At 64.3% G+C, this 21,555-nt stretch carries 18 protein-coding genes; 13 read left to right on the top strand and 5 right to left on the bottom strand.

Annotated elements, in window-relative coordinates; all coding sequences use genetic code 11:
* The first annotated feature begins 20 nt into the window (after positions 1 to 20).
* Positions 21 to 353: a DUF1905 domain-containing protein gene (locus tag KG104_RS01620; protein WP_104055792.1), complete on the top strand. Its 333-nt coding sequence runs from the start codon at positions 21 to 23 to the stop codon at positions 351 to 353.
* Here the strand turns inward: KG104_RS01620 and KG104_RS01615 are convergent, their stop codons facing one another.
* The 3 genes from KG104_RS01615 to KG104_RS01605 form a co-directional block, all read right to left on the bottom strand.
* On the bottom strand, positions 354 to 779 hold the full coding sequence (locus KG104_RS01615; RefSeq protein ID WP_207348390.1) for a DsrE family protein: 426 nt from the start codon (positions 777 to 779) through the stop codon (positions 354 to 356).
* Positions 780 to 857: 78 nt separating this feature from the next.
* A complete protein-coding gene (locus KG104_RS01610) occupies positions 858 to 1,646 on the bottom strand; it encodes a GAF and ANTAR domain-containing protein (RefSeq protein ID WP_207348389.1) in 789 nt (262 codons plus the stop codon).
* A 100-nt stretch (positions 1,647 to 1,746) separates the two neighbouring features.
* Positions 1,747 to 2,625: a patatin-like phospholipase family protein gene (locus KG104_RS01605; RefSeq protein ID WP_207348388.1), complete on the bottom strand. Its 879-nt coding sequence runs from the start codon at positions 2,623 to 2,625 to the stop codon at positions 1,747 to 1,749.
* Positions 2,626 to 2,703: 78 nt separating this feature from the next.
* Between KG104_RS01605 and KG104_RS01600 the strand changes: the two genes are divergently transcribed.
* The 8 genes from KG104_RS01600 to KG104_RS01565 all read left to right on the top strand — a co-directional run bounded on the left by KG104_RS01600 (position 2,704) and on the right by KG104_RS01565 (position 14,971).
* Positions 2,704 to 3,159: a 23S rRNA (pseudouridine(1915)-N(3))-methyltransferase RlmH gene (locus KG104_RS01600; RefSeq protein WP_104055784.1), complete on the top strand. Its 456-nt coding sequence runs from the start codon at positions 2,704 to 2,706 to the stop codon at positions 3,157 to 3,159.
* 208 nt (positions 3,160 to 3,367) lie between these two features.
* A complete protein-coding gene (locus tag KG104_RS01595) occupies positions 3,368 to 4,093 on the top strand; it encodes a DUF4232 domain-containing protein (protein ID WP_207348387.1) in 726 nt (241 codons plus the stop codon).
* A 107-nt stretch (positions 4,094 to 4,200) separates the two neighbouring features.
* Positions 4,201 to 5,973 carry an HNH endonuclease signature motif containing protein gene (locus KG104_RS01590; protein ID WP_207348386.1) on the top strand — a complete coding sequence of 591 codons (1,773 nt, stop codon included), beginning with the start codon at positions 4,201 to 4,203 and terminating at the stop codon, positions 5,971 to 5,973.
* A 63-nt stretch (positions 5,974 to 6,036) separates the two neighbouring features.
* Entirely contained in the window at positions 6,037 to 11,058 is a 5,022-nt protein-coding gene (locus KG104_RS01585; RefSeq protein ID WP_207348385.1) for a DNA glycosylase AlkZ-like family protein, read from the top strand.
* 23 nt (positions 11,059 to 11,081) lie between these two features.
* Positions 11,082 to 11,900: an Fpg/Nei family DNA glycosylase gene (locus KG104_RS01580; protein WP_104055776.1), complete on the top strand. Its 819-nt coding sequence runs from the start codon at positions 11,082 to 11,084 to the stop codon at positions 11,898 to 11,900.
* Between the two features lie 103 nt (positions 11,901 to 12,003).
* The gene (locus KG104_RS01575) at positions 12,004 to 12,918 is read left to right on the top strand and encodes an RluA family pseudouridine synthase (protein ID WP_104055773.1); all 915 of its coding nucleotides are present in this window, start codon (positions 12,004 to 12,006) and stop codon (positions 12,916 to 12,918) included.
* An 87-nt stretch (positions 12,919 to 13,005) separates the two neighbouring features.
* Complete coding sequence (locus KG104_RS01570) at positions 13,006 to 13,968, top strand: hypothetical protein (protein ID WP_104162000.1); 963 nt, start codon at positions 13,006 to 13,008, stop codon at positions 13,966 to 13,968.
* A 73-nt stretch (positions 13,969 to 14,041) separates the two neighbouring features.
* Positions 14,042 to 14,971 (top strand): NADP-dependent oxidoreductase, encoded by a 930-nt coding sequence (locus tag KG104_RS01565; RefSeq protein WP_104055769.1) that lies wholly within the window; start codon positions 14,042 to 14,044, stop codon positions 14,969 to 14,971.
* 15 nt (positions 14,972 to 14,986) lie between these two features.
* On the opposite strand, the gene KG104_RS01560 is transcribed toward KG104_RS01565, so the two are convergent.
* Entirely contained in the window at positions 14,987 to 15,292 is a 306-nt protein-coding gene (locus KG104_RS01560) for a hypothetical protein (protein WP_207348384.1), read from the bottom strand.
* A 117-nt stretch (positions 15,293 to 15,409) separates the two neighbouring features.
* Positions 15,410 to 15,883 carry a hypothetical protein gene (locus KG104_RS01555; RefSeq protein ID WP_104055765.1) on the bottom strand — a complete coding sequence of 158 codons (474 nt, stop codon included), beginning with the start codon at positions 15,881 to 15,883 and terminating at the stop codon, positions 15,410 to 15,412.
* A 259-nt stretch (positions 15,884 to 16,142) separates the two neighbouring features.
* On the opposite strand from KG104_RS01555, the gene KG104_RS01550 reads away from it, so the two are divergent.
* The 4 genes from KG104_RS01550 to KG104_RS01535 are packed head-to-tail and all read left to right on the top strand — an operon-like array spanning position 16,143 to position 21,539.
* The gene (locus KG104_RS01550; protein WP_104055949.1) at positions 16,143 to 17,690 is read left to right on the top strand and encodes a pyridoxal phosphate-dependent decarboxylase family protein; all 1,548 of its coding nucleotides are present in this window, start codon (positions 16,143 to 16,145) and stop codon (positions 17,688 to 17,690) included.
* Positions 17,687 to 19,069, top strand: a complete 1,383-nt coding sequence (locus KG104_RS01545) for a lysine N(6)-hydroxylase/L-ornithine N(5)-oxygenase family protein (protein ID WP_207348383.1) — start codon at positions 17,687 to 17,689, stop codon at positions 19,067 to 19,069. Before KG104_RS01550 ends, KG104_RS01545 begins: the two co-directional genes overlap by 4 nt.
* Entirely contained in the window at positions 19,066 to 19,674 is a 609-nt protein-coding gene (locus KG104_RS01540) for a GNAT family N-acetyltransferase (RefSeq protein ID WP_104055761.1), read from the top strand. The genes KG104_RS01545 and KG104_RS01540 overlap by 4 nt, the downstream gene beginning before the upstream one ends.
* Complete coding sequence (locus KG104_RS01535; protein WP_104055758.1) at positions 19,671 to 21,539, top strand: IucA/IucC family protein; 1,869 nt, start codon at positions 19,671 to 19,673, stop codon at positions 21,537 to 21,539. Before KG104_RS01540 ends, KG104_RS01535 begins: the two co-directional genes overlap by 4 nt.
* Positions 21,540 to 21,555: the final 16 nt, after the last annotated feature.

Raw genomic sequence — 21,555 nt, 5'->3', positions numbered from 1 at the left:
GGCAAACTACCTTCGTCAGTGTGGACACAACATTTTGTGCTGAGGTGTTCGAGTGGCGCGGGCCGGCGCCGTTCTACTGGCTGCTGCTGCCTGAAGACGCGGCTGACTACGTGCGCGCCCAAGCTGCCGCAGCCACCTATGGGTGGGGCGCCATTCCCGTCTGTGTCCGGATCGGGACCACCGATTGGGAGACTTCGCTGCTTCCGCGCAGCGGCGGGTATGCCCTGCCGCTGCGGAAGGACGTTCGTCTCAAGGAACGGATAGACGACGGCGACACGGTGTCCGTTGGGTTGAGCGTGGCCACCCGGGGAGGCCGGGCTGCCGCCGCCCCGGGGAACACGAGACCTTCCTGATTACAGCCGGACGTACGCCCAGCCTTCCCACTGCCTGCGCGCCAAATGCGCGACGGCGGCATCCACGGTTTCCACGCCCCGGTGCAGTTCATCGGCCTGGATACCGGCATGGGTCATGCTGTTCCGGCAGGCCAAAACGTGAATGTCTTCCGAGAGGGCCCCGTCGAGGGCGCTCTGGTCTCCCAGGCCTGAGCGAAGGAGCCGCACTCCAAACCCCTGGACCACTACCTCGAGTCTCCGTTCGGGGCCCAGCGCCCGGCGTGAGTTCCCTGCACTTCGGAGCACACCGGCGAGCCAGGTTCCGCTGTCCGGGCCGAAGCCGTGGATTACCAGTCCCGGCAGCGCATCGCCCGGCCGGGCCCCGGCATCGGTCTGATTCCCGGATTCCGGTGGCGTTGCGTTGAGATCCCTGTCTGAAAGTTCCATCTTTTCAGTGTCCCCCCGCGCGCCGGACGGGGACAGAGGCGGCGGCCGCCGTCGTCGTCGTCGGGCTGTGGGCCGCTGCTAGTCGACGAAGTGGGTCTTGGGCTCCTTTTCGCCCACTGAGGCAACAACGGAGGCGGCAATGTCCCGCAGTTTCACGTTCCGTGCGCTCGACGCCGCTTTGAGGATGCCGATTGCGGCCTCCTGGCTGCACCGGTTTTGGGCCATGATGATTCCCACGGCCAGGTCGATGGTGGTGCGTGAACCCATGGCTGCCTTGAGGTTTTCCCTGCTTTCACCCAGCTGGGAAATGCGCACGGCGAGCCGCAGGGATTTCGAGGCGCCGCGGGCAAATTCTTCAGCCGCGCGGATCATTTCGTCGGTAAAGGCATTCGGTTCCCGGGCATACACATTCAGGCCGCACTGGGCGTCTCCGTCCAGGGGAATCGGAACGCCCAGAATCGATTTCAGGCCATACCCGGCAATTGCTTTGGCGTACTCGTCCCATCTCGGGTCCGTGGTGATGTCACGCACCACAACGGTGCGGTTGGTGCGGGCTGCTTCCAGGCAGGGACCGGTGCCGAACCGGTACTGGACCTCATCCATGCGCCGGGACTCCTCGCTGTCACTGGCCACCGTGTCGGCACTGCCCGGCCGCAGGAGGGTCACGCCGCAAAACAGCTCCTGCCCGGGCGCGGCCAGGGTGTCGACGGTGAGGCGGGTCAGGTCGGCGAGAAAACCTTCCACGTCGCTTGTTTCCAAGAGCATGTCCTGCAAAAGGCCGGAGTAATCCTTTCCGGTCTCGTCCTGCGCTGCCCGCGCGGCATCGATCAGGTCTGTTGCTCCTGCAGAATTACTGTCGCTGGACATGTCACCATTTTCCGTTGGGGGAAGGCCGTGCGCCTTTTCCATTACAGCATCGGGTGAAGCCGTGTGCCGATCCTCGCCGGCCAATCCCGGTGACCGGCAATCAGACACCCCAGAACACCTTCACTGCATCCACCACTGCGGCGCCCTGTTCCTGGCCGGCCAGCGCAGACGGACGGCGGGTGGACGAGAGCAGCATATTGGTTCCGAAAGCTGACAGGCTGGCCTCATCCGCTTCAATCAGGAACGTTTCAGCTCCCTCCGATAAACCTCTCAATACTTGGGGAAGGGTGGGGCCAAAGGGGCTGTCCGGCGCTTCCGGCGCGCAGGAGAGAACCAGTACCTTGTCATACCCGGTGGCCAGGTCCGCGTTCGAGGCGGAGCGCATCCCGCCGTCCATGTAGGGAATGCCGTCAATCAGCACCGGCGGCCAGGCACCGGGTACGCTGCAGCTTGCGGCGACAGCCCGGGCCAGGTCGGCGCCTGACGATTGATCGAAAACGTGAAAGGCGCCGTCGTTCGCATTCACTGTTGTCACTTTCAGCAGGCCGGAGGGCCATGACGGTGCCGGCAGAAGCGACCGAATGGTGTCCACCCACCGGGTTTCGGAAAGTCCCTGGCCGGCAGCGAGCGCCGCCTTGCCGATCCGGGCACGGGCTTCCTGCTCTCCGCCCGGTCCGAGGGCGGCCGAACTCATCATGTTGATGAACTCCTCAACACTGAAGTGCGGCAACTCGCCCGGCCCTGCCGGGCCTTGTTCCGTTTCGTGTTGGTACAGCTGGGCCGCGAGCGCCTCCCGCAGGACTCCGAACCGCAGGGAAGCGCCGACGACGGAGCCGGCTGACGTTCCCACCACCAGGTCGGCGTCGTTGAGCTCAATACCGTGCTCCAGCAGGGTCGCCAGGACGCCGATCTGCCAGGCGATGCCGGCTACTCCCCCGCCGCCCAGGACTATTGCCCGCGTTCCGCTCGTGTTTGTCATGCGGGCAGTCTAAGCCCGGGACAGGTGAGTACTGCCACCCGTTTTTCCCTCACGCGGCCCGGGGTATTCAATGGAGACATGGCATTGCGCGTTTTGATGGTTGGCCGAAAGCACGAAGACTGGGTGGTGGATGGGATCCGCCGCTACGAAAAGAGACTGAAAAAGCCCTTTGATTTGACCTGGGTTTCCATTCCGCATTCCGCGCGGGAGGGAGATGCCGCCCGCAAGGAGGAATCTGAGCGTCTGCTGGCCAAGCTGGGCAGCGACTATGTCATCTTGCTGGATGAACGGGGCAAGGCCATTACCTCTCCTGCGCTCGCAAAGACCCTGCAAAAGCCCCTGGATAATTCCCGTAACGTCACATTGATTATCGGCGGCGCCTACGGGGTGGACCAGAGCGTGCACGACCGCGCTGATTTCATCTGGTCGCTGTCTCCTCTGGTCTTCCCCCACCAGCTGGTCCGCCTGATCCTTGCGGAACAGGTGTACCGGGCCCAGGAGATCGCCGGCGGGCGACCCTATCACCACGAATAACCGCTGCCGTCACGAATATCACTGCCCGCTATTTTTTCGCGGCAGCTCGGCCCGCTCGCGGCTGCCCGGCGCGCTGCGGCAAATTGGCGGGCTGGAGCAAATTGGCGAGCTGCGGCAATGAGGAAATGCGTAACGTTTGCGGCGTCATTATCAGTGCGCCTGAGGAGCCTAATTGACGCCGTACCCTCCTTGCGGAGAAGGTGATCCTATGAATACCCGGTCGCGGAAATTGTTGTCAGCAAGAAAGCCATCCTCGTCTACAAAGTTATGGCCGCTGGCCGCTGCCGTACTGGGGGCAGCTCTTGTAGTCAGCGGCTGCGCGTCCGACGGCGGGGAAACCGCGTCGTCTGCCTCGCCGTCGCCGTCTGCTGCCTCCGAAAGCCCGGAGGTATCGCCGAGCACCGGAACATCCACGGGCGAAGCCGGTAGTGCGTCCCCGGGTTCCAGCGCTCCGGCACCCACAGCCGGCAACTCAACTGAAGCCGCGTCACCAACTGGCCCCAAGACCTGCGCTGCCGCCGATCTGGCCGGTGAGGTCGAGGACAATATCGGCGGAGGAGCAGCAGGCAGCGTCTACCGCACACTGGTCCTGACGAATGTCTCGTCCGCTCCCTGTGCATCAGCAGCCGGCTTCCCCGGGGTCTCCTATGTTGACGACACCTCAAATGAGCAGATTGGCGCGGCAGCCGTTCGCTCGGGTGAAAACGGCAACCCCGGCGGGGTGTTTGTTCTGGAACCCGGGCAGTCTGTTGTCGCTGACCTGAAAGAAACCCGTGCCGAGAACTATGGCGAGGACTGCGAACCCCATCAGGCAACGAAGCTGCTCGTCTACCCTCCGGAAGACCTCCAAGCACTGGAGATCCCCCATGAGATTCTTGCCTGCGAGAACCCCAACGTGGAGCTGCTGAGCATCGGAGCTCTGCAAAAGCGGTAAGCCGCGACGGCGGACACTCGTCCTCCACAGGCGACGCCCCCGGATTGTTTGTCCACATCCATGGCTTCTTTTCTCACCGGGCAGCCCAGGCACCGGAAAATTGGTTTATGGAAACGATCCTTCGGCCGGAAGCAGCGGCTGACTCCGGGGAAGCATCAGGGGCTGACGCCGACGATTCTGTTCACTGCGTCCGCCCACCCGGGTTCCTGCTGTCGCTGACGGATGCCGCACAGGCGTTGAGTGCTCTATGCCGCGGGTCTGTTCAGGCGGGCGGCCTCATGAGTATCGGCCAGACGGCACAATTCGCGGCCGAAGTGGAAGCCCTGGCGCGGTCCGTGGACTACCTGCAGATCGTCTGTGCCGGGGCCTTGGAGAACCACCGGGTTGCCGAAATCTTCGGCTCGACCGGTCCGGCTGGTGCACCTGCTGCACCATTCACAGAAGAGGACCCACCAGTTGCTGAACATGCCGAAGGAGCTGGAGCCTGGAAGAACACCTGGGCCGAGGCGGTTTCACCTGCTCAGCAGGCCGCCGGCAAAGTCCGTGCCGAGTTCCGCACCACTGCTGACTACATGCGCTGCCGGTTGCGGATCAGCCGAGGCGAAGCACAGCGGCGTCTGAAACTGGCTTCCGTTCTGCTGCCGGCTTCCGGCAACAGCGGGCACCCCGTTCCGGCCGCTTTGCCTGTTCTGGCCGGAGCCGCAGCGGCCGGTCAAATCTCGTCCGTGTCCGCCCTCATCATTGCCGAGGCAGTGGATCAGGTGAGGCAGCGAAGCGGCACCGAAACCGCCGAAGCCATGGAGTCGGATCTGGCGTCCCTGGGGAGCCGGCACGACGCTGACTTTCTCGCCCGAACTGCGCGCCGATGGGTATTGCTGGCAGACCAGGACGGAACCGAACCCTCCGATGATGAATTGCGCCGCTTCCAAGGGGTGTTCCCCGGTCGAAAAAAGAACGGGCTGAACCATCTCAGCATCTACTGCACCGCTGAACAGCACGAAACGCTCCTGACCGTGATGAATGCAGTTGCCGGCCCCAGGGCGTCGGATGCGGCACCAGCGGCGGCGACAGCCACCGGCGGCCGCAGGCCCGAACAAGCCGGCCCGGAGTTGGCTGAGCATGCCGGCCCGGGGTTGGCTGAGCATGCCGACGGTAGTGTGCCTGATGCCGGGACTTCATCTCGACTGGATCGGCGGACCCGTCCCCAGCGGCTTCTTAGCGGGCTGATCGCTGTGGCCAAGGCCGCTTTGGCCACGGGCGGCGTTCCTTCCAGCGGCGGGCTGCGCCCTCAGGTCATGGTGACTATTGATGCGCCGTCCCTGTTGAAGGACTTCAAATACGGATCAGTCGTCAAGGGTTTGGATTCCATGAACATCCGGGCGGGGAAGAAGACTCCGCCGCAGACAAAGGATCCGGAAACAGTCAGTCCAGGTTCCTTTGCCTTCACCGGCCCGGTGGCGGCGGCCACCGTCAGAGAACTCGCTTGCGACGCGGAGATGCTGCCCGTTGTGCTCTCGGGTGAAGGCCGGATCCTGGATGTTGGACGGGCGCAACGCCTGTTCCCGCCGCATATGCGCAGAGCTCTCCATGCCCGGGACGGAGGATGCGCTTTTCCCGGCTGCAGCATTCCCGGCCCGTGGACCGAAGCCCACCACATCCGCTATTGGAACCGCGGTGGTCCAACATCAACGGACAACGGCGTCCTCTTGTGCTCCCACCACCATCATGAGGTACACAAAGAGAATTGGAAGATCAGGGTAAGAGCCGGTGTTCCCTGGTTCGTTCCGCCGGCGTATGTGGATCCTGACCGGGTGCCTCTGCGCAACGTGTACTTCCGTTCATCGGTGGCGGATGTTCCCTCCCGCCGCTCCGCAAGCTGAGCGAATTCGGCCTGCAGCCAAACTGCACCGCGGAAGCCGCAAGTGTCAGGCCCGTGCGGAACAATGGTTCACATGACATCCGGAGCTTCGGTTCTGCAGAAGTTCACCCCCGCCACCAGAGAGTGGTTCGAGGGCGCTTTCGACGCGCCGACAGCCGCACAAACCGGAGCTTGGGACGCCATCTCCAAGGGTGCCAACGCCCTGGTAGTGGCACCCACAGGTTCGGGCAAAACCTTGGCTGCCTTCCTGTGGGCGCTGGACAGTTTTATTGCCTCGGCTGCGGGCGGTGAATCTTCAGCGGGCGCAGCCGCAGCTCATGTCCCCGCCACCGAACCAGTCCTCGCCGCGCCCGTGGCTGAGCACGGCGCCAAAGCGCCCGCACGCAAACGGAATGCTGTACCGAAACGCAAAACCAAGGTTCTGTACATATCGCCGCTGAAGGCCCTCGGTGTGGATGTGGAGCGAAACCTGCGCTCCCCATTGATCGGCATTACCCAGACAGCCAAGCGGCTGGGACTCCCGGCACCATCCATCACCGTCGGAGTCCGGTCGGGAGACACACCCCAAAACGAACGCCGCACCCTGCTCACCAGGCCGCCGGACATCCTCATCACCACGCCGGAATCGCTGTTCCTTATGCTGACGTCCCGCGCACGCGAAACCCTGGCCGAGGTGGACACCGTCATTGTCGACGAAGTGCACGCGGTTGCCGGCACCAAGCGCGGTGCACATTTGGCAGTTACTTTGGCCCGCTTGGATGCCATGCTCCCCAAACCGGTCCAGCGGATCGGATTGTCCGCAACGGTGGAGCCGCATGAGACGGTTGCGCGGTTCCTGGGAGGTAACGCTCCCGTGCAGGTGGTGGCTCCGGCAGCCAAGAAGTCCTGGGACATCACCGTGACCGTTCCCGTCGAGGACATGTCCGATCTCGGCGGCGCGCCGGCCGTGGAAGACACCATCGAGGGCGGGTACGCGCCGCAGGCAAGCATCTGGCCGCACGTCGAAGAGCGAATCGTCGACCTCATCGAAACGAACCGCTCCACCATAGTGTTCGCCAATTCCCGCCGGTTGGCGGAACGGCTGACCGCACGGCTCAACGAAATTCACGCCTACCGTCTGGAAGCATCCGCCCTGTCGCTGTCTGCAGCGGCAACCGGCACAGAGGGTGCCGGCTCCAACGCTGGGGCTGATGCTCCCGCCGCGTTCGAAACTGTGGCTGGGTCTGAACCGGCCGCTGGGTCTGAACCGGCCCCTGGGTCCACCGGGTCTTCGGACCTCCCCACAGCACGTCCGCCGGCCCAGCTCATGGCTCAGGCTGGCGTATCCATCCGCTACCGCCAGCCGGACCAGGTTGCCGTTGATGATGACAATCCGGTTCTTGCCCGCGCCCACCACGGCTCAGTGTCCAAGGACCAGCGGGCGCTGATTGAGGATGACCTCAAATCCGGACGGCTGCGCTGCGTCGTGGCCACCAGCTCCCTGGAACTGGGCATCGACATGGGTGCCGTGGACCTGGTCATCCAGGTTGAATCGCCGCCGTCAGTGGCCAGTGGCCTGCAGCGGGTGGGACGGGCAGGACACCAGGTGGGCGAGACGTCCCAAGGCGTCATGTTCCCCAAACACCGCGGAGACCTGCTGAACACGGCGGTTGTCGCCGAGCGGATGCTGGCCGGACAGATCGAACCCCTGTACATCCCTGCGAACCCTCTGGACATCCTTGCCCAGCAAACGGTGGCCGCGTCCGCCCTCGGCTCCATTGACGTGGAGGAATGGTTCGACGTCGTCCGCCGGTCCGCGCCTTTCGCCGGCCTGCCGCGCTCAGCCTTTGACGCCACTTTGGACCTGCTGGCGGGACGCTATCCATCCGACGAGTTTGCGGAACTGCGGCCGCGCATCGTCTGGGACCGCACCGAAGGCACCATCACCGGGAGACCCGGCGCGCAGCGTTTGGCCGTGACCTCCGGCGGCACCATTCCGGACCGCGGATTGTTCGGCGTGTATTTGGTGGGCGACTCCGAAGGCAAGAACAGCCGCCGCGTTGGGGAACTCGATGAGGAGATGGTCTACGAATCCCGGGTGGGCGACGTTTTTGCCCTGGGAGCCACCAGCTGGCGGATTGAAGACATCACCCATGACCGGGTGCTCGTTTCCCCTGCGTTCGGGCAGCCCGGAAAGCTGCCGTTCTGGCGGGGAGATTCCCTCGGCCGGCCGGTGGAGCTGGGCCGGGCACTGGGCGGCTTTGTCCGTGAAATGTCCGGCGCCGATGACGAGACCGCCGCCAAACGGCTGGCCGCCGTCGGGCTCGATGACTGGGCTGCGGGCAACCTGATGACCTACCTGCGGGAACAGCAGCAGGCCACCGATGTGGTGCCCAATGACAGGTCGCTGGTGGTGGAGCGTTTTCACGATGAGCTCGGCGACTGGCGGGTGGTCCTGCACAGCCCGTACGGCATGCCCGTCCATGCACCCTGGGCCCTCGCCGTCGGCGCCCGGCTTCATCAGCGTTACGGACTGGACGGCTCGGCGATGGCCTCCGACGACGGCATCGTGCTGCGGGTGCCCCTGATGGAGGATGAACCGCCGGGGGCAGAGCTGTTCATCTTCGACGCGGATGAGCTGGACTCGATTGTGACCGCAGAAGTGGGCGGATCGGCATTGTTCGCCTCTCGTTTCCGTGAATGTGCGGCGCGCGCCCTGCTGCTGCCGCGGCAGAATCCCGGAAAACGGACACCCCTGTGGCAGCAGCGGCAGCGGTCCGCACAGTTGCTGGACGTCGCCAAGAAATACCCGACGTTTCCCATCGTGCTGGAAACCGTGCGCGAATGCCTTCAGGACGTTTACGACCTGCCTGCTTTGAAAGACATTGCCGCCGGAATCGAGCGCCGGGAGATCCGGCTGGTGGAAACCACCACGCCCTCGCCGTCGCCCTTTGCCCGGTCGCTTCTCTTCGGCTACGTCGGTGCTTTCCTGTACGAGGGTGACTCTCCGCTGGCGGAGCGGCGTGCTGCCGCGCTGTCGCTGGATCCGACCCTGCTCAATGAGTTGCTCGGCCGGGCCGAACTGCGCGAACTTCTGGACGCGCGGATCATCGCCCAGACTGAGCGGGAGCTGCAGCGGCTGGCCGAGGATCGCCGGGTCCGGGGTGTCGAAGGTGTCGCCGATTTGCTTCGGCTGCTGGGGCCTTTGACCGCTCCCGAAGTTGCTGCCCGGCTGCAGCCCAATGAAGCGGACCAGACCGAAAGCACCTCGGATGACATCGGCGCCGGGGTGCACAATGCCCTCGACCTGCTGGAACAGCTGGTCCGGTCCAACCGTGCGCTGAAAGTCGGCGTGGCCGGGCAGCAGCGCTATGCCGCCATCGAGGATGCCGCCCGTCTGCGCGATGCCCTGGGCGTGCCGTTGCCGATGGGCGTCCCGCTGGCCTTCATCGAACCGGTGGCTGATCCCCTGGGCGACCTGATTGGCCGCTACGCACGCACCCACGGCCCCTTTACCGCCGCAGAAGCCGCAACGCGGCTGGGACTGGGCGTCGCCGTCGTCACCACCACTCTGCAGCGGCTGGCCGGTGAAGGGCGCATTGTTGAAGGTGAGTTCCGCCCGGCCGAAACCCAAATCCTGGACGCTGCGGCCGGCGTGGACCAAACACCCGGCGCTGTCATCACGGTTCCCGGTACTCCAGCCGGCACTGAATGGTGCGACGTCGAGGTGCTGCGCCGCCTGCGCCGGCGGTCCCTCGCCGCGCTGCGTTCAGAAGTGGAACCGGTGGATCCGGCGACCTATGCCCGCTTCCTTCCTGCCTGGCAGAATGTGGGCTCTTCCCTGCGCGGGCTCGACGGGGTTGCCACCGTGATAGACCAGCTCTCCGGCGTCCCCATTCCCGCATCTGCCTGGGAACCCCTCATTCTCGGATCACGGATCCGGAATTACGTCCCCTCCATGCTGGACGAACTTACCGCCACCGGTGAGGTCCTCTGGTCAGGGACCGGTTCCCTGCCCGGGAACGACGGCTGGATTGCGCTGCATTTGGCCGAAAACGCTCCGCTGACGCTCAATCCCGCACCGGATTTTGTCCCCTCGGACCAACAGCAGCAACTGTTGGATCTGCTGTCCGGCGGCGGAGCGTACTTCTTCCGGCAGCTGGTCGACGGCCTGGCCGCCAACGGGGCCGAATCTTCTGATGCCAACGTCATCAGCGCCCTGTGGGATCTGGTGTGGGCGGGAAGGATCAGCAACGACACTTTCACCCCGGTCCGGTCCCTGCTCTCCGGAGGAAAAACGGCGCACAAACAACGCGCCGCGACACCCCGTGCACGCACTGCCCGGCTGGGCAGGCTGGGCCGTGCTCCGGGCGCCTCCCTCACCGGAAGCTCCATGCGCCTGGCTGCCGGCAACCAGCCCTCCGCGCTGCGCAACTCTCCTCCGCTCGTCGCCGGGCGCTGGAGCATGCTGCCCGCGGTGGAGCAGGACACCACCATCTCCGCCCATGCCACAGCCGAACTGCTGCTGGACCGCTACGGCGTTGTCACCCGGGGATCGGTTGCCAGTGAGGGCACACCGGGCGGGTTCGCCCTGTTGTACCGCGTGCTCGCCCGGCTTGAAGAAATGGGCCGCTGCCGCCGCGGGTACTTTATTGAACAACTCGGTGCTGCGCAGTTTGCCGTCCCTGCCACCGTGGATCGGCTGCGGTCCTTTTCGGAAGACTCCCAGCTGCGCAAACCTGAACCGTCAGCGGTGGCGCTGGCGGCAACTGATCCGGCAAATCCGTTTGGTGCGGCCCTTCCGTGGCCAACCCTCGACGGCGGCCACCGGCCCGGACGCAAGGCGGGCGCGCTGGTGGTGCTGGTCGACGGAAATCTGACCCTGTATGCAGAGCGGGGAGGAAAAACCCTGTTGACCTTCACGGAGGATCCGGCGGCACTGGAGCTTTCCGCCGCAGCTCTGGTGGACATTATTCGCCGGGGTGCTGCGGAAAAGATGGCCATCGAGAAGGTCAACGGCCAGGACGTCCTCGACACGGAAGCTGCCCGTGCCCTGACCAAAGCAGGTTTCTACACCACGCCGAAAGGACTGCGTTACCGTGTCTAACGTCAACGGACACGGAGGACAGCATGCCTGAAGGCGATACAGTCTGGCGGGCAGCCCGCGAACTCAACACCGCGCTGGCCGGCCAAACCCTGACCAAATGTGACATCCGCGTACCCAAGTTCGCCACGACGGATTTCACGGGCCGCACAGTTACCGACGTCGTCGCGCGCGGCAAGCATCTGCTGATCCGGCTGGACGATGCAGACAGCGGCTGGATCCTGCATTCCCACCTCAAGATGGAGGGCCTCTGGCACGTTTACGAGCGTGGCCAGCGATGGCGCCGTCCGGCGTTCAAGGCACGCTGCGTCCTGGAGACGGCTCAAAAACAGGTGGTCGGCTTCGATCTTGGTTTCCTTCGTGTCCTACCGCGCTCGGAGGAGAACGACGCCGTCGGCTACCTTGGTCCCGATCTCCTGGGACCGGACTGGGACGCAGCAGAGGCACTGCGGCGGATTGAGTCCGTCCCGGAGCGGCCTATCGGACTGGCATTACTGGATCAGCGCAACCTCGCCGGGATCGGCAACGTCTACCGCTGCGAGATCTGTTTCCTCGCCGGAGTCCATCCGTTGACCCCCGTCGGGGAGGTGCGGAATCTGCCGAGGATCATCGATCTGTCCAAGCGGCTGCTGGAAGCCAACAAAACGCGAAGCCGCAGGATCACCACCGGAAACATGGGCGGAGATCCTCTCTGGGTCTATAACAGGGAAACCCGCGGCTGCCTCCGCTGCGGAACAAAGGTGGCCCACGAACTTGTCGGCGACAACGCACTGGAGCTGCGGGACCTGTACTACTGCCCGCATTGCCAGCCGGCGGCAGCGGCCTCCTCCGCGCCGGCTACATAAAAGCCAGTCGCAGCCGAAAGCTGCGTTTGCCGCCGCTGCTGTCCCGGTCCCCCGGCGCCCCGCGTCATGGAACGATTCCACGCCTCGGTACTCTGGAAGGGTGATGCAATCTCCCCTTCCCGTACGCAACGGCGTGAATGCCACCCGCCTGCGGCTGCCGGATGACGGTCCCTGGAAGACGGCCATGGACTACGTTTTGTCCCGGTTTGGCCATGTCGACCCGGAGGGCATTGCCGACCGGTTTGCCCGCGGCGAGGTTGTGGGTTTGGGCGGTATTCCGCTGACCCAGGAGACTCCACTGCACGAGCACACCTTCATTTGGTATTACCGGGAACTGCCGCCCGAACAACGGCTCCCGGTGGAAATCAACGTCCTGCACCAGGACGAGAACCTGCTGGTGGTCGACAAACCCCATTTTCTGCCCACCACGCCCGGAGGCATGTACGTGGCCGAGTCTGCGCTGGTTCGCCTTCGCGTGCAGCTGGACATTCCGGATCTCATTCCCATGCACCGCCTGGACCGGATGACTGCAGGGGTGCTCCTGTTTTCAACCAATCCGGAAACCCGTGGAAAGTATCAGACCCTGTTTGAAAAGCGTCGGATCAGCAAAGAATATGAGGCCGTCGCTCCGGTCCGCGACGACCTCGAACTGCCCCGAGTTGTGCGAAGCCGCATGATCAAGTCGCGCACCTACCTGCTGGCGCAGGAAGTGGAGGGGGAACCCAATGCCGAAACGCGCATCGAACTCCTGGAGGCGCACGACGGCGTTGGCCGCTACCGCCTCCAGCCGCACACGGGCAAGACACACCAGCTGCGGGTGCATATGGCATCTCAGGGAATCGGGATCCTTAATGATTCCTTCTACCCCGAGCTGCTGCCGCAGGCGCCGGATGACTATGACCGGCCCCTTCAGTTGCTTGCCCGGTCCGTGGAATTTGTTGACCCTTTGACGAGGCAGCCCGTTCAGTACCGCAGCCGTCTCTCTCTGGCATTCGCCCCCAAGGCCAGCCGGATTTAACGTAGCCTTTTTGCTTTGTCAATGGATAGGGTGGGAAAAACGTCCGGGGAGGCCAACTTCGGATACTCCGGCAGGGGAAGGACCCTGATGATTCCGCCGTCGAACCTATCTGATGCCCAACGCCTCGAACTGGCTGGCCCTGCGCCCGGCGAGGCAAAGTCCGGTGTCAGCATGGAGCCGGAATCCCGGCTGCTCGGAGCAGAAAACAGGCTCCCCGTTGGCCTCATTCGCCGGGTTGCCGTATCCCTGGCAGCAGCTGCCGCTGCAGCGACCGCTCTCGTCCTTGTCCGGTCCGACGGCTCCCTGGTTGAACGCAGTCCCGACTCTGTGCTTGGCTCCGCGGCGTCGCACCTCGCGCCGGCCGCCGAGGCGTGGTGGATGTGGTTGCCGGTTACAGCATCGTGGCTGGGATATGCGCTCTACCAGTGGCTTCCCCGGCAGCGGGAGAATCCTCGGCAGGAACGCTTCGGCTGGCTTATCCTGGCATCCCAGATCGTGGCCTTCGCTTGGCTGCTGGCAGTCTCCGAGGTGAACGCCGGTCTCCTCCTGCCCGTTGCCGCAGCGCAAATAGCAGTGGGCCTGGTGGCGGTGCACAGCATGAACATCCACCCGCCGTCGTCTGTTGTGGAAGGAATCCTGGCTGACGCGCCCCTGAGGGTATCGCTGGCCGCGGGCGTTCTCTCCCTCGTTGCGGCCCTTGCCTTCACTCTGACCCGAGCGGAAGCAGATCTCGCGGGCTGGGGCGCTACCGTTTGGGCCTTGGTCAGCCTCATCACGGTCATGGTGGGCATCACCGTGATTTGCATGACCGATCGAGGCCATTTGTCGCTGGCTCTCGCCATCGTCTGGGGATTGTCGTGTATCGCCTTTGAGCGGCTGACGGGATCTCCGGACTCCATGAGTATTGGCGTGGGAGCAGCCGTGGCCGCTTTCCTGGTCCTGGTCTCGGCTGGCTCCCGCCGGCATCAGGTCGATCATGAACGGCGTCGCAGCGAACGGCAGGCAGAAGGGCGGCTTCATCCGGAACCACTCCGGCCAGTCATCCTGTAGTTCCGCGGTCCGGCGTCACTTCCTCGGATTCGTTAGTGGAATACCGCGGCAGCTGCGGTGGTTGCCGCCGAGTATGAAGATCATCGGAGTGGAAAAGTTCGGCGGACCCGAAGCGCTGACCGTCCTGGACGTTGCCGATCCCCATGCAGGACCGGGCGAGGTGCGCATCAGGGTCCAGGCTGCTGCTGTCAGCCCGACCGACACCGTCCTGCGGGCAGGCGGACAGAGCAAGGGAGACGGCAAGCTCCCGGCGGTGCCGGGCATGGACGCCGCCGGGATCATTGACGAGACGGACGGTTCCGGCGGGTGGCAGGTAGGAGACAAAGTCATGGCCATTGCGCTGCCCCTCGGCGAGCATGGGGGAGCGTATCAGGAATACTTGGTGGCTCCGGCGGACTCCCTCGCCCATATCCCGGCGGGCATGGACTTAGCCGAAGCCTCAACTCTGCCCATGAACGGCCTGACCGCCGTCCAGACGCTGGAGAAGCTTGACCTCCAGCCCGGCCAGTCACTTGCCGTGACCGGAGCAGCGGGAACGCTGGGAAACTACTTGGTGCAGCTGGCCAAACATGCCGGGTTGGTGGTTGTAGCCGATGCCGCGGAAAAGGACCGCTCATTGGTCTCCGGGCTGGGACCGGACTACATCGTGGAGCGCGGCGACGACGTTGCGGAGCGGATCCGGGAGTTCTTCCCCGAGGGCGTGGACGCCCTCGCCGATGCGGCCGTGATGAACGAAAAAGCCGCACCGGCGGTCAAGGACAACGGAGGTTTTGCCACGTACCGGTGGTGGCAGGAAGACCCGGGGCGGGGCATCACTGTTCATCCGATTGCGGTCCGCGAGGAATACCATTCCGGCCAGAAGCTCGAAGCCCTGCGCCGCCTCGCCGAGGATGGAACGCTGACTCTTCGGGTTGCCGATCGCCTGCCGGCGGAAAAAGCCGCGGAAGCCCACCGCAGGCTGGAGGCCGGCGGGGTTCGAGGCCGATTGGTGCTGCTCTTCTAAGCGCCGCAAAACCGCTTAGAGCGGAACCCAGCGGCCCCGCTGCCGCCTCAGGACGCGCAGCCGTTCCGCATCAGCAACAGTCTCCACCGCGTGGCGCATGTTCGCTGCGGCGCGCAGGGCCTGGGAGTTCTCCAGCGACCATTCGTTGTCGGGAACCATGAAGCGAAGAGTGATGCGTGGAATTCCTGAAACGATGTCGAGCTGATTCGCTTCGACGTGGTGGCTGGCCGCCAAAGCCGCCACTGCCGTTTCCATTACCGCTTCCGGCAGAGTTCCGGGCTTGAGTCCCGTGATGTTCAATTGGGCACGGAAAGAAGGCATAAGAACAGGTTAGACGGTGGCTCTGTCAGGCCCAGCCCGCCGGGACCGCCGAAAAGGGATGCGGATGAGCGCGCTCACGCCATCACCGATTTTCGGCGCTCCCGGACCTAACGGAGCTTAGAGTTCGCGTTCCTCGGAGTCGAAGTCAGCCAGCGGATCTCCGCCGAGGTGGGCCGGATCGTCGCTGCCGTCCTGCTCATCCGCGGCTACGGGATCGTCAAAGTCCACGTCACTTGCCGCTTCTCCGATGGTTGGAACCTCCGGCGGAATCTGGGAGTCGCCTTCTTCGAACCGTTCTTCGGCGGTTTCGTCCCGCAGCGTCTGGTCAGACAGCAATCCGGGTTCGTTGGCAAGGGGCTCACCGGCCAGCAGCGGGTCCTCCTGCCACCGGTCGGGGTTGTCTTCGGCCGCACCGGGGTAACTCAGGGCTTCCGGGTCCACGAACTCGTCCGCGCCGGACAGATCGTCCGCGTCGACCATGTCGGTCAGCGGCACTTCGGCAACTTCATCCGGAGTCACAACATCGGCAATGTCATCGGCCAGTACGGGGTCGTCGCCCAGCTCGGGGTCGGGAATGCTCTGCTCGTCCATCAATCGTGCCTCTCCTTCAGCTTTGTCGCTGCCCGCGCCCGATTGAACCGGACCGCAGGCAGATCCTCATTAGTAAGCCTACTGATGCTTGCGTTTCAGCACCACCCGGCCAGCACTCTGCCTCCTCGGCAGGAACGGACGCCGGCAACTCCCCCGGAATGACGCGCCGGAAACAATTACGTCACATTTGTTTGACGTAAAGGTCATCCTAAGTAAGGGTTACCTGAGTTACCAATTCGAAACAATCGAGGGAGTCGCAGTGAGCTTGCTGCACCACATTGAAGAACGCACCGACCCTGCGTTCCGATTCGAACAGGAAAGGGCCAGCGCCGGCCTGCTGTTCAACGCGCAGACCACCAATCGCTACGCGGAAGACGTCCTCCAAGGAGTGAACCTGGTGGCTGCGACAGTTGCCGGAACCACCCGGCCTTTCACCGGCTCCACCCCGGCCCAGTTGGCACCAGCCGTCGAGGCAATCGACCTGGAGTCGCCGCTGCCGTCCACTGCGGCAGCACTGGAAGAACTGGCCCTCGTGTATTTGAAGGACGCCGTGTATTTTCACGACACCAAATACGCAGCCCACCTGAATTGCCCGGTGGTTATCCCTGCGCTGGTTGGTGAGGCAATTTTGTCCGCGGTGAATTCGTCCCTGGACACGTGGGACCAGAGCGCCGGGGCAACGCTGATCGAGCAGCGGCTCATTCGCTGGACGGCGGACCGGCTGGAGCTGGGCGGCCGCGCGGACGGAGTATTTACCAGCGGAGGAACCGCATCCAACCTGCAGGGGCTGCTGATTGCGCGGAACCAGGCGGTGGCCAAGCTCCGTCTGGACCCGCGCCGCGAGGGCAGCCGGTTGCCTGCACTGCTGGACGGCCTGCGCATTTTCACCTCCGAGGCGAGCCACTTCAGCATTGCCAAGTCGGCCTCGCTGCTGGGGCTGGGATACGACGCCGTGGTGCCGGTGGCCTGCGACTCCCGCCAACGGATGGACCCACAAGCACTGCGGGCAGCCCTGGACAACAGCGTTGCGCGCGGAGAAACACCCATGGCGATCGTGGCCACCGCCGGCACCACTGACTTCGGCAGCATAGATCCGCTGCCGGCCGTCTCAGCACTTGCCCGCGACTACGACTCCTGGCTTCACGTGGACGCCGCCTACGGCGGCGGGCTCATCACATCGCTTCGCCACCGTCACCTGCTGGACGGCATCGGCGCCGCCGATTCAGTCACCGTTGACTATCACAAAACCTTCTTTCAGCCCGTCTCCTCCAGCGCCCTGCTGGTCCGGGATGCGGCAATGCTCGGCCACGTGACCTACTACGCTGACTATCTCAATCCGGAAAGCGCTGCCCGGGAAATGACTCCCAACCAGGTCGATAAAAGCCTGCAAACCACACGGCGCTTTGATGCGCTGAAGCTGTGGCTCACCCTTCGGCTGATGGGTGCCGACGGCATCGGCCTGCTCCTGGACAAGGCCGTTGACCTTGCAGCGGATACTTCCGGCATTCTTTCCGCCGACCCGGATTTTGACCTGGCAGCGCCTGCACAGCTCAGCACCCTGGTGTTCCGCTATCTCCCGGCAGGAACGGACGATGCAAGGGCTGATGCCGTCAACCGGCACATCCGGAAGACGCTCTTCGCATCAGGGGAGGCCGTGGTGGCCGGAACCAAGCTGGCGGGCCGGCACTACCTCAAGTTCACGCTGCTCAATGCCGAGACCACACTGGAGGACATCAGGGAAATCCTCGGCCTCATCCGCAGGGCGGGAAGAGACTATCTGACCGACACGGCGGGGGTGCCGGCATGAGCCCCGCAGCGGACATGCCGCACATCCATGACGCCGTCGGCATCGGCGTCGGACCCTTCAACCTTGGGCTGGCCGCGCTTTCTGATCCGATCGCTGACCTGGATCTGACTTTCGTTGACGCCCGCCCCGGCTTCGACTGGCATCCGGGGATGATGCTGGGCACCGCCCACCTCCAGGTGCCGTTCATGGCGGATCTGGTCACGCTGGCGGATCCAACATCACCGTTTTCCTTCCTCAACTTCCTCAAACAGACCGGCCGCATCTACCGCTTTTACATCCGGGAAAACTTCTACCCGCTGCGTGCTGAGTTCAACGCCTACTGCCAGTGGGTGGCGGACTCGCTGCCCAACGTGCACTTCAGCGAGCGCGTCACCGATGTGGAATACGACGACGACGCCTACTCGGTTCACACCGTGGGCCCGCTGGGGCACAGGGTCCGCCGCGGACGCCGCCTCATCCTGGGAACCGGCACGCAGCCGCACGTCCCCGAAGCGGCACGCAGCATTACCGGAGCAGGTGGACTAGTGCTGCACAACGCCGACTATGTGGCCCGCAAAGCGGAACTGCTCTCCCGCTCGAGCATCACGGTGGTCGGCAGCGGCCAGAGCGCCGCGGAGATCTATTTGGACCTGCTCCAGGACATGCCCTCCCGCGGCTACGAGTTGAACTGGGTCACCCGCTCAGGCCGCTTCTTTCCGCTGGAGTACACCAAGCTGACCCTGGAAATGACGTCTCCGGACTATGTGGACTACTTCCATGCCCTGCCGGAAGCCACCCGTGACCGGCTTGTGGCAACCCAGAAGAACCTCTACAAGGGGATCGACTCTGAGCTCATCAACGAGATATATGACGCCCTGTACACCCTCAGCCTTACCGGCGAACCCCGGACCCGGTTACTGACCGGAATGGAACTCCTCGACGCTCAGTACCATCCGGACACTGACACCCACACCCTCACGCTGCACCACGGAGAACAGGACCGGAAGCACCTGCAACAGACCGACGCCGTCGTGCTGGGCACCGGCTACACCTACCGGGAGCCGGAGTTCCTGGCCGGCATCAGCGGCCGTATCCGGCGGGACGCCGCCGGTCGGTTTGATGTTGACCGAAACTACGGAATCAGCACCGTACCCGGAGAGATCTTCGTGCAAAATGCCGAGCTGCACACGCACGGGTTCGTCAGTCCGGACCTGGGCATGGCCGCCTACCGCAATTCAGTGATCATTGCGCAGATGCTGGGCCGGGAGCACTATCCCGTGGAGCGCAGCATCGCTTTCCAGGAGTTCGGCGTTCCGCGTCACGGCACCCCCGAGGCTCCGGTCCCCGAAGCCTCGGGCGTTTCCGGCCATGCCTTCGCCGCCAAGGAGGCCACGGCATGAGTTTCCGGATCGTTCCCGTGGACCCCGCCCGCGATGCACCCCTGCTGCATGACTGGATGCGCCGGGACTACGCCCGGTTTTGGGGCATGCTGGACGCGACGCAGGAGGCAGTGCTGGCCGAGTACACCCGGATCAGCGAGGATCCCCACCACCACGCGTGGCTGGGCCTGGAAGACGGAGCGCCCGCGTTCCTGATGGAGTCCTATGAGCCGGCGTATTCTCCGCTGGCCGCCCACTACCCGGTACACCCCGCAGACACAGGAATGCACCTTCTGGTGGGTCCGGCGGAACACCCGCGCAGCGGTTTCACCACCGAGGTGTTCCGCTCCGTCCTCGAGTTCCTCTTCGCCGATGAGGGCACGCAGCGAATTGTCGTGGAACCCGACGTCCGCAACGCGAAAATCGCAGCATTGAACGCCCGGATGGGATTTGTGCCTACCCGCAGAATTTCGCTTCCGGACAAGGAGGCCCTGTTAAGTTTCTGCACCCGGGAGGACTACCTCCGCACGCTGAACGCCGCGGTGCCCCCTGCGGCCCCCGCCGACCTTCGTGCCGGCCAAGACAACCTACCTCTCCCCTCCACAGCATCAGGAGCACCCCTGTGATTTCCACCCTTTCCGGCACCGGCACCGCCCGGTCCGCAGCCACCGAACACCTAACACCGGAACGCTGGGCAGCCGCCAACCGGCACCTCATCCGCAAGGCCCTGTCCGAGTTCTCCCACGAGCGGATCCTGCGCCCGGAGCCGGTCGGTACGCCCGCCTCCGGGGCACCCGCCGGCGAGCCGGGTTTCGGAACCTACCGTCTGCTGTCCGACGACGGCGGTGCTGAGTACCGTTTCGACGCGCGGATACTCGCCCTGGACCATTGGTCCATTCCGGCCGGGAGCATCCGCCGGGTTGCCCTCGGCCGTGAAACCGTGCTGGATGCACTGGTATTCATCACGGAGTTCTCCGCAACTCTGGGAATCAACGAGCAGATACTCCCGGTGTATCTGGAAGAAATCAGCAGCACCCTGGCATCGCACGCCTTCAAGAACCACCCCGGTGCACCGTCGTCGGAACTGCTCGCCAGAGGAGTCACCTCGGGGGTGGATCCCGCTGCGGATTTCCAAACCGTGGAGCAGTCAATGACCGAGGGCCATCCCTGCTTCGTAGCCAACAACGGACGGCTGGGCTTCGGCTCGGACGACTATCTGTCCTACGCACCGGAGGCTGGTGCGCCCGTGCAGCTGGAGTGGATAGCCGTCCGTCGCGACCGTGCCGTGTTCACATCCCTGCCCGGCCTGGGCTACCGGGAACATTTGACGAGCGAACTGGGCGCCGCCGTCGTCGCCGGCTTTGATGCCCGGCTGGCGCAGCAGGGAGCCGACCCCGCCGCGTACCTGTATATGCCGGTGCACCCCTGGCAGTGGGCCAAGAAGCTGACTGTCACCTTTGCTGCCGAGATTGCTCAGGGGCATCTGATCCATCTGGGCAGCGGGAATGACGTCTATCAGGCGCAGCAGTCCATCCGCACGTTCTTCAACCGCGCGAACACTGACCGCTGTTATGTAAAAACTGCTCTTTCAGTGGTGAACATGGGCTTCATGCGCGGACTTTCCCCTGAATACATGCTGGCCACGCCCGCCATCAACGACTGGTTGGACGGCCTGATCCGCAGTGACGCCACGCTGCAGGCAGCCGGGTTTGGCATCCTGCGGGAGAGCGCAGCGATCGGTTATACCAACCGCTATTTTGAGGTTGGGGCACCCAAGGGATCCCCGTACCGCAAAATGCTCTCGGCGCTGTGGAGGGAAAGCCCCCTTCCCCGGCTCGGTGCGGACGAGCAGCTGGCCACCATGGCGTCCCTCCTGCATACCGATGGCGCCGGACGGCCCCTGGTCTCTGCCCTGGTTGAGCAGTCCGGGCTCAGCGCTTCGGCATGGCTGGAGCAATACCTCAGGGCATATCTTGTGCCGCTTCTGCACTGCTTCCATGCCTACGACCTGGCGTACATGCCGCACGGCGAAAACCTGATCATGGTGCTGAAGGACGGGGCAGTTCAGCGAATGATCATGAAGGACATCGCCGAGGAAATTGTGGTGATGGGTGACCGGGTGCCACTGCCCGAGGAGTGCGCACGGGTGCGGGTGCAGATCCCGCAGGATGAAAAGGTCCTGTCCATCTTCACTGATGTGTTTGACTGCTTCTTCCGGTTCCTGGCTGCGCTGTTGGAAGAGGACGGCCGGCTCTCCGAGGCCGACTTCTGGGCAACCGTGGCCGCCGTGGTGCTGGAGTACCAGGATGCGCATCCGGAGCTGGCGGACCAGTTTGCGGCCCATGACCTCTTCGCCGAGGACTTTCCGCTCTCTTGCCTGAACCGGCTCCAGCTGCGCAACAACCAGCAGATGCTGGATCTCAGCGACCCCTCCGGCGGGCTGCAGTTCTCCGGCCGGTTGGACAACCCGCTGGCCCTGTTCCGCCGCTGACGCCCGGGGTTCCCGG

Source organism: Arthrobacter sunyaminii (assembly GCF_018866305.1).
Classification (GTDB): Bacteria; Actinomycetota; Actinomycetes; order Actinomycetales; family Micrococcaceae; genus Arthrobacter_B; species Arthrobacter_B sunyaminii.
Note: the sequence above shows the minus strand (reverse complement) of the source record. Positions and strands in the feature narration are given on the sequence as shown.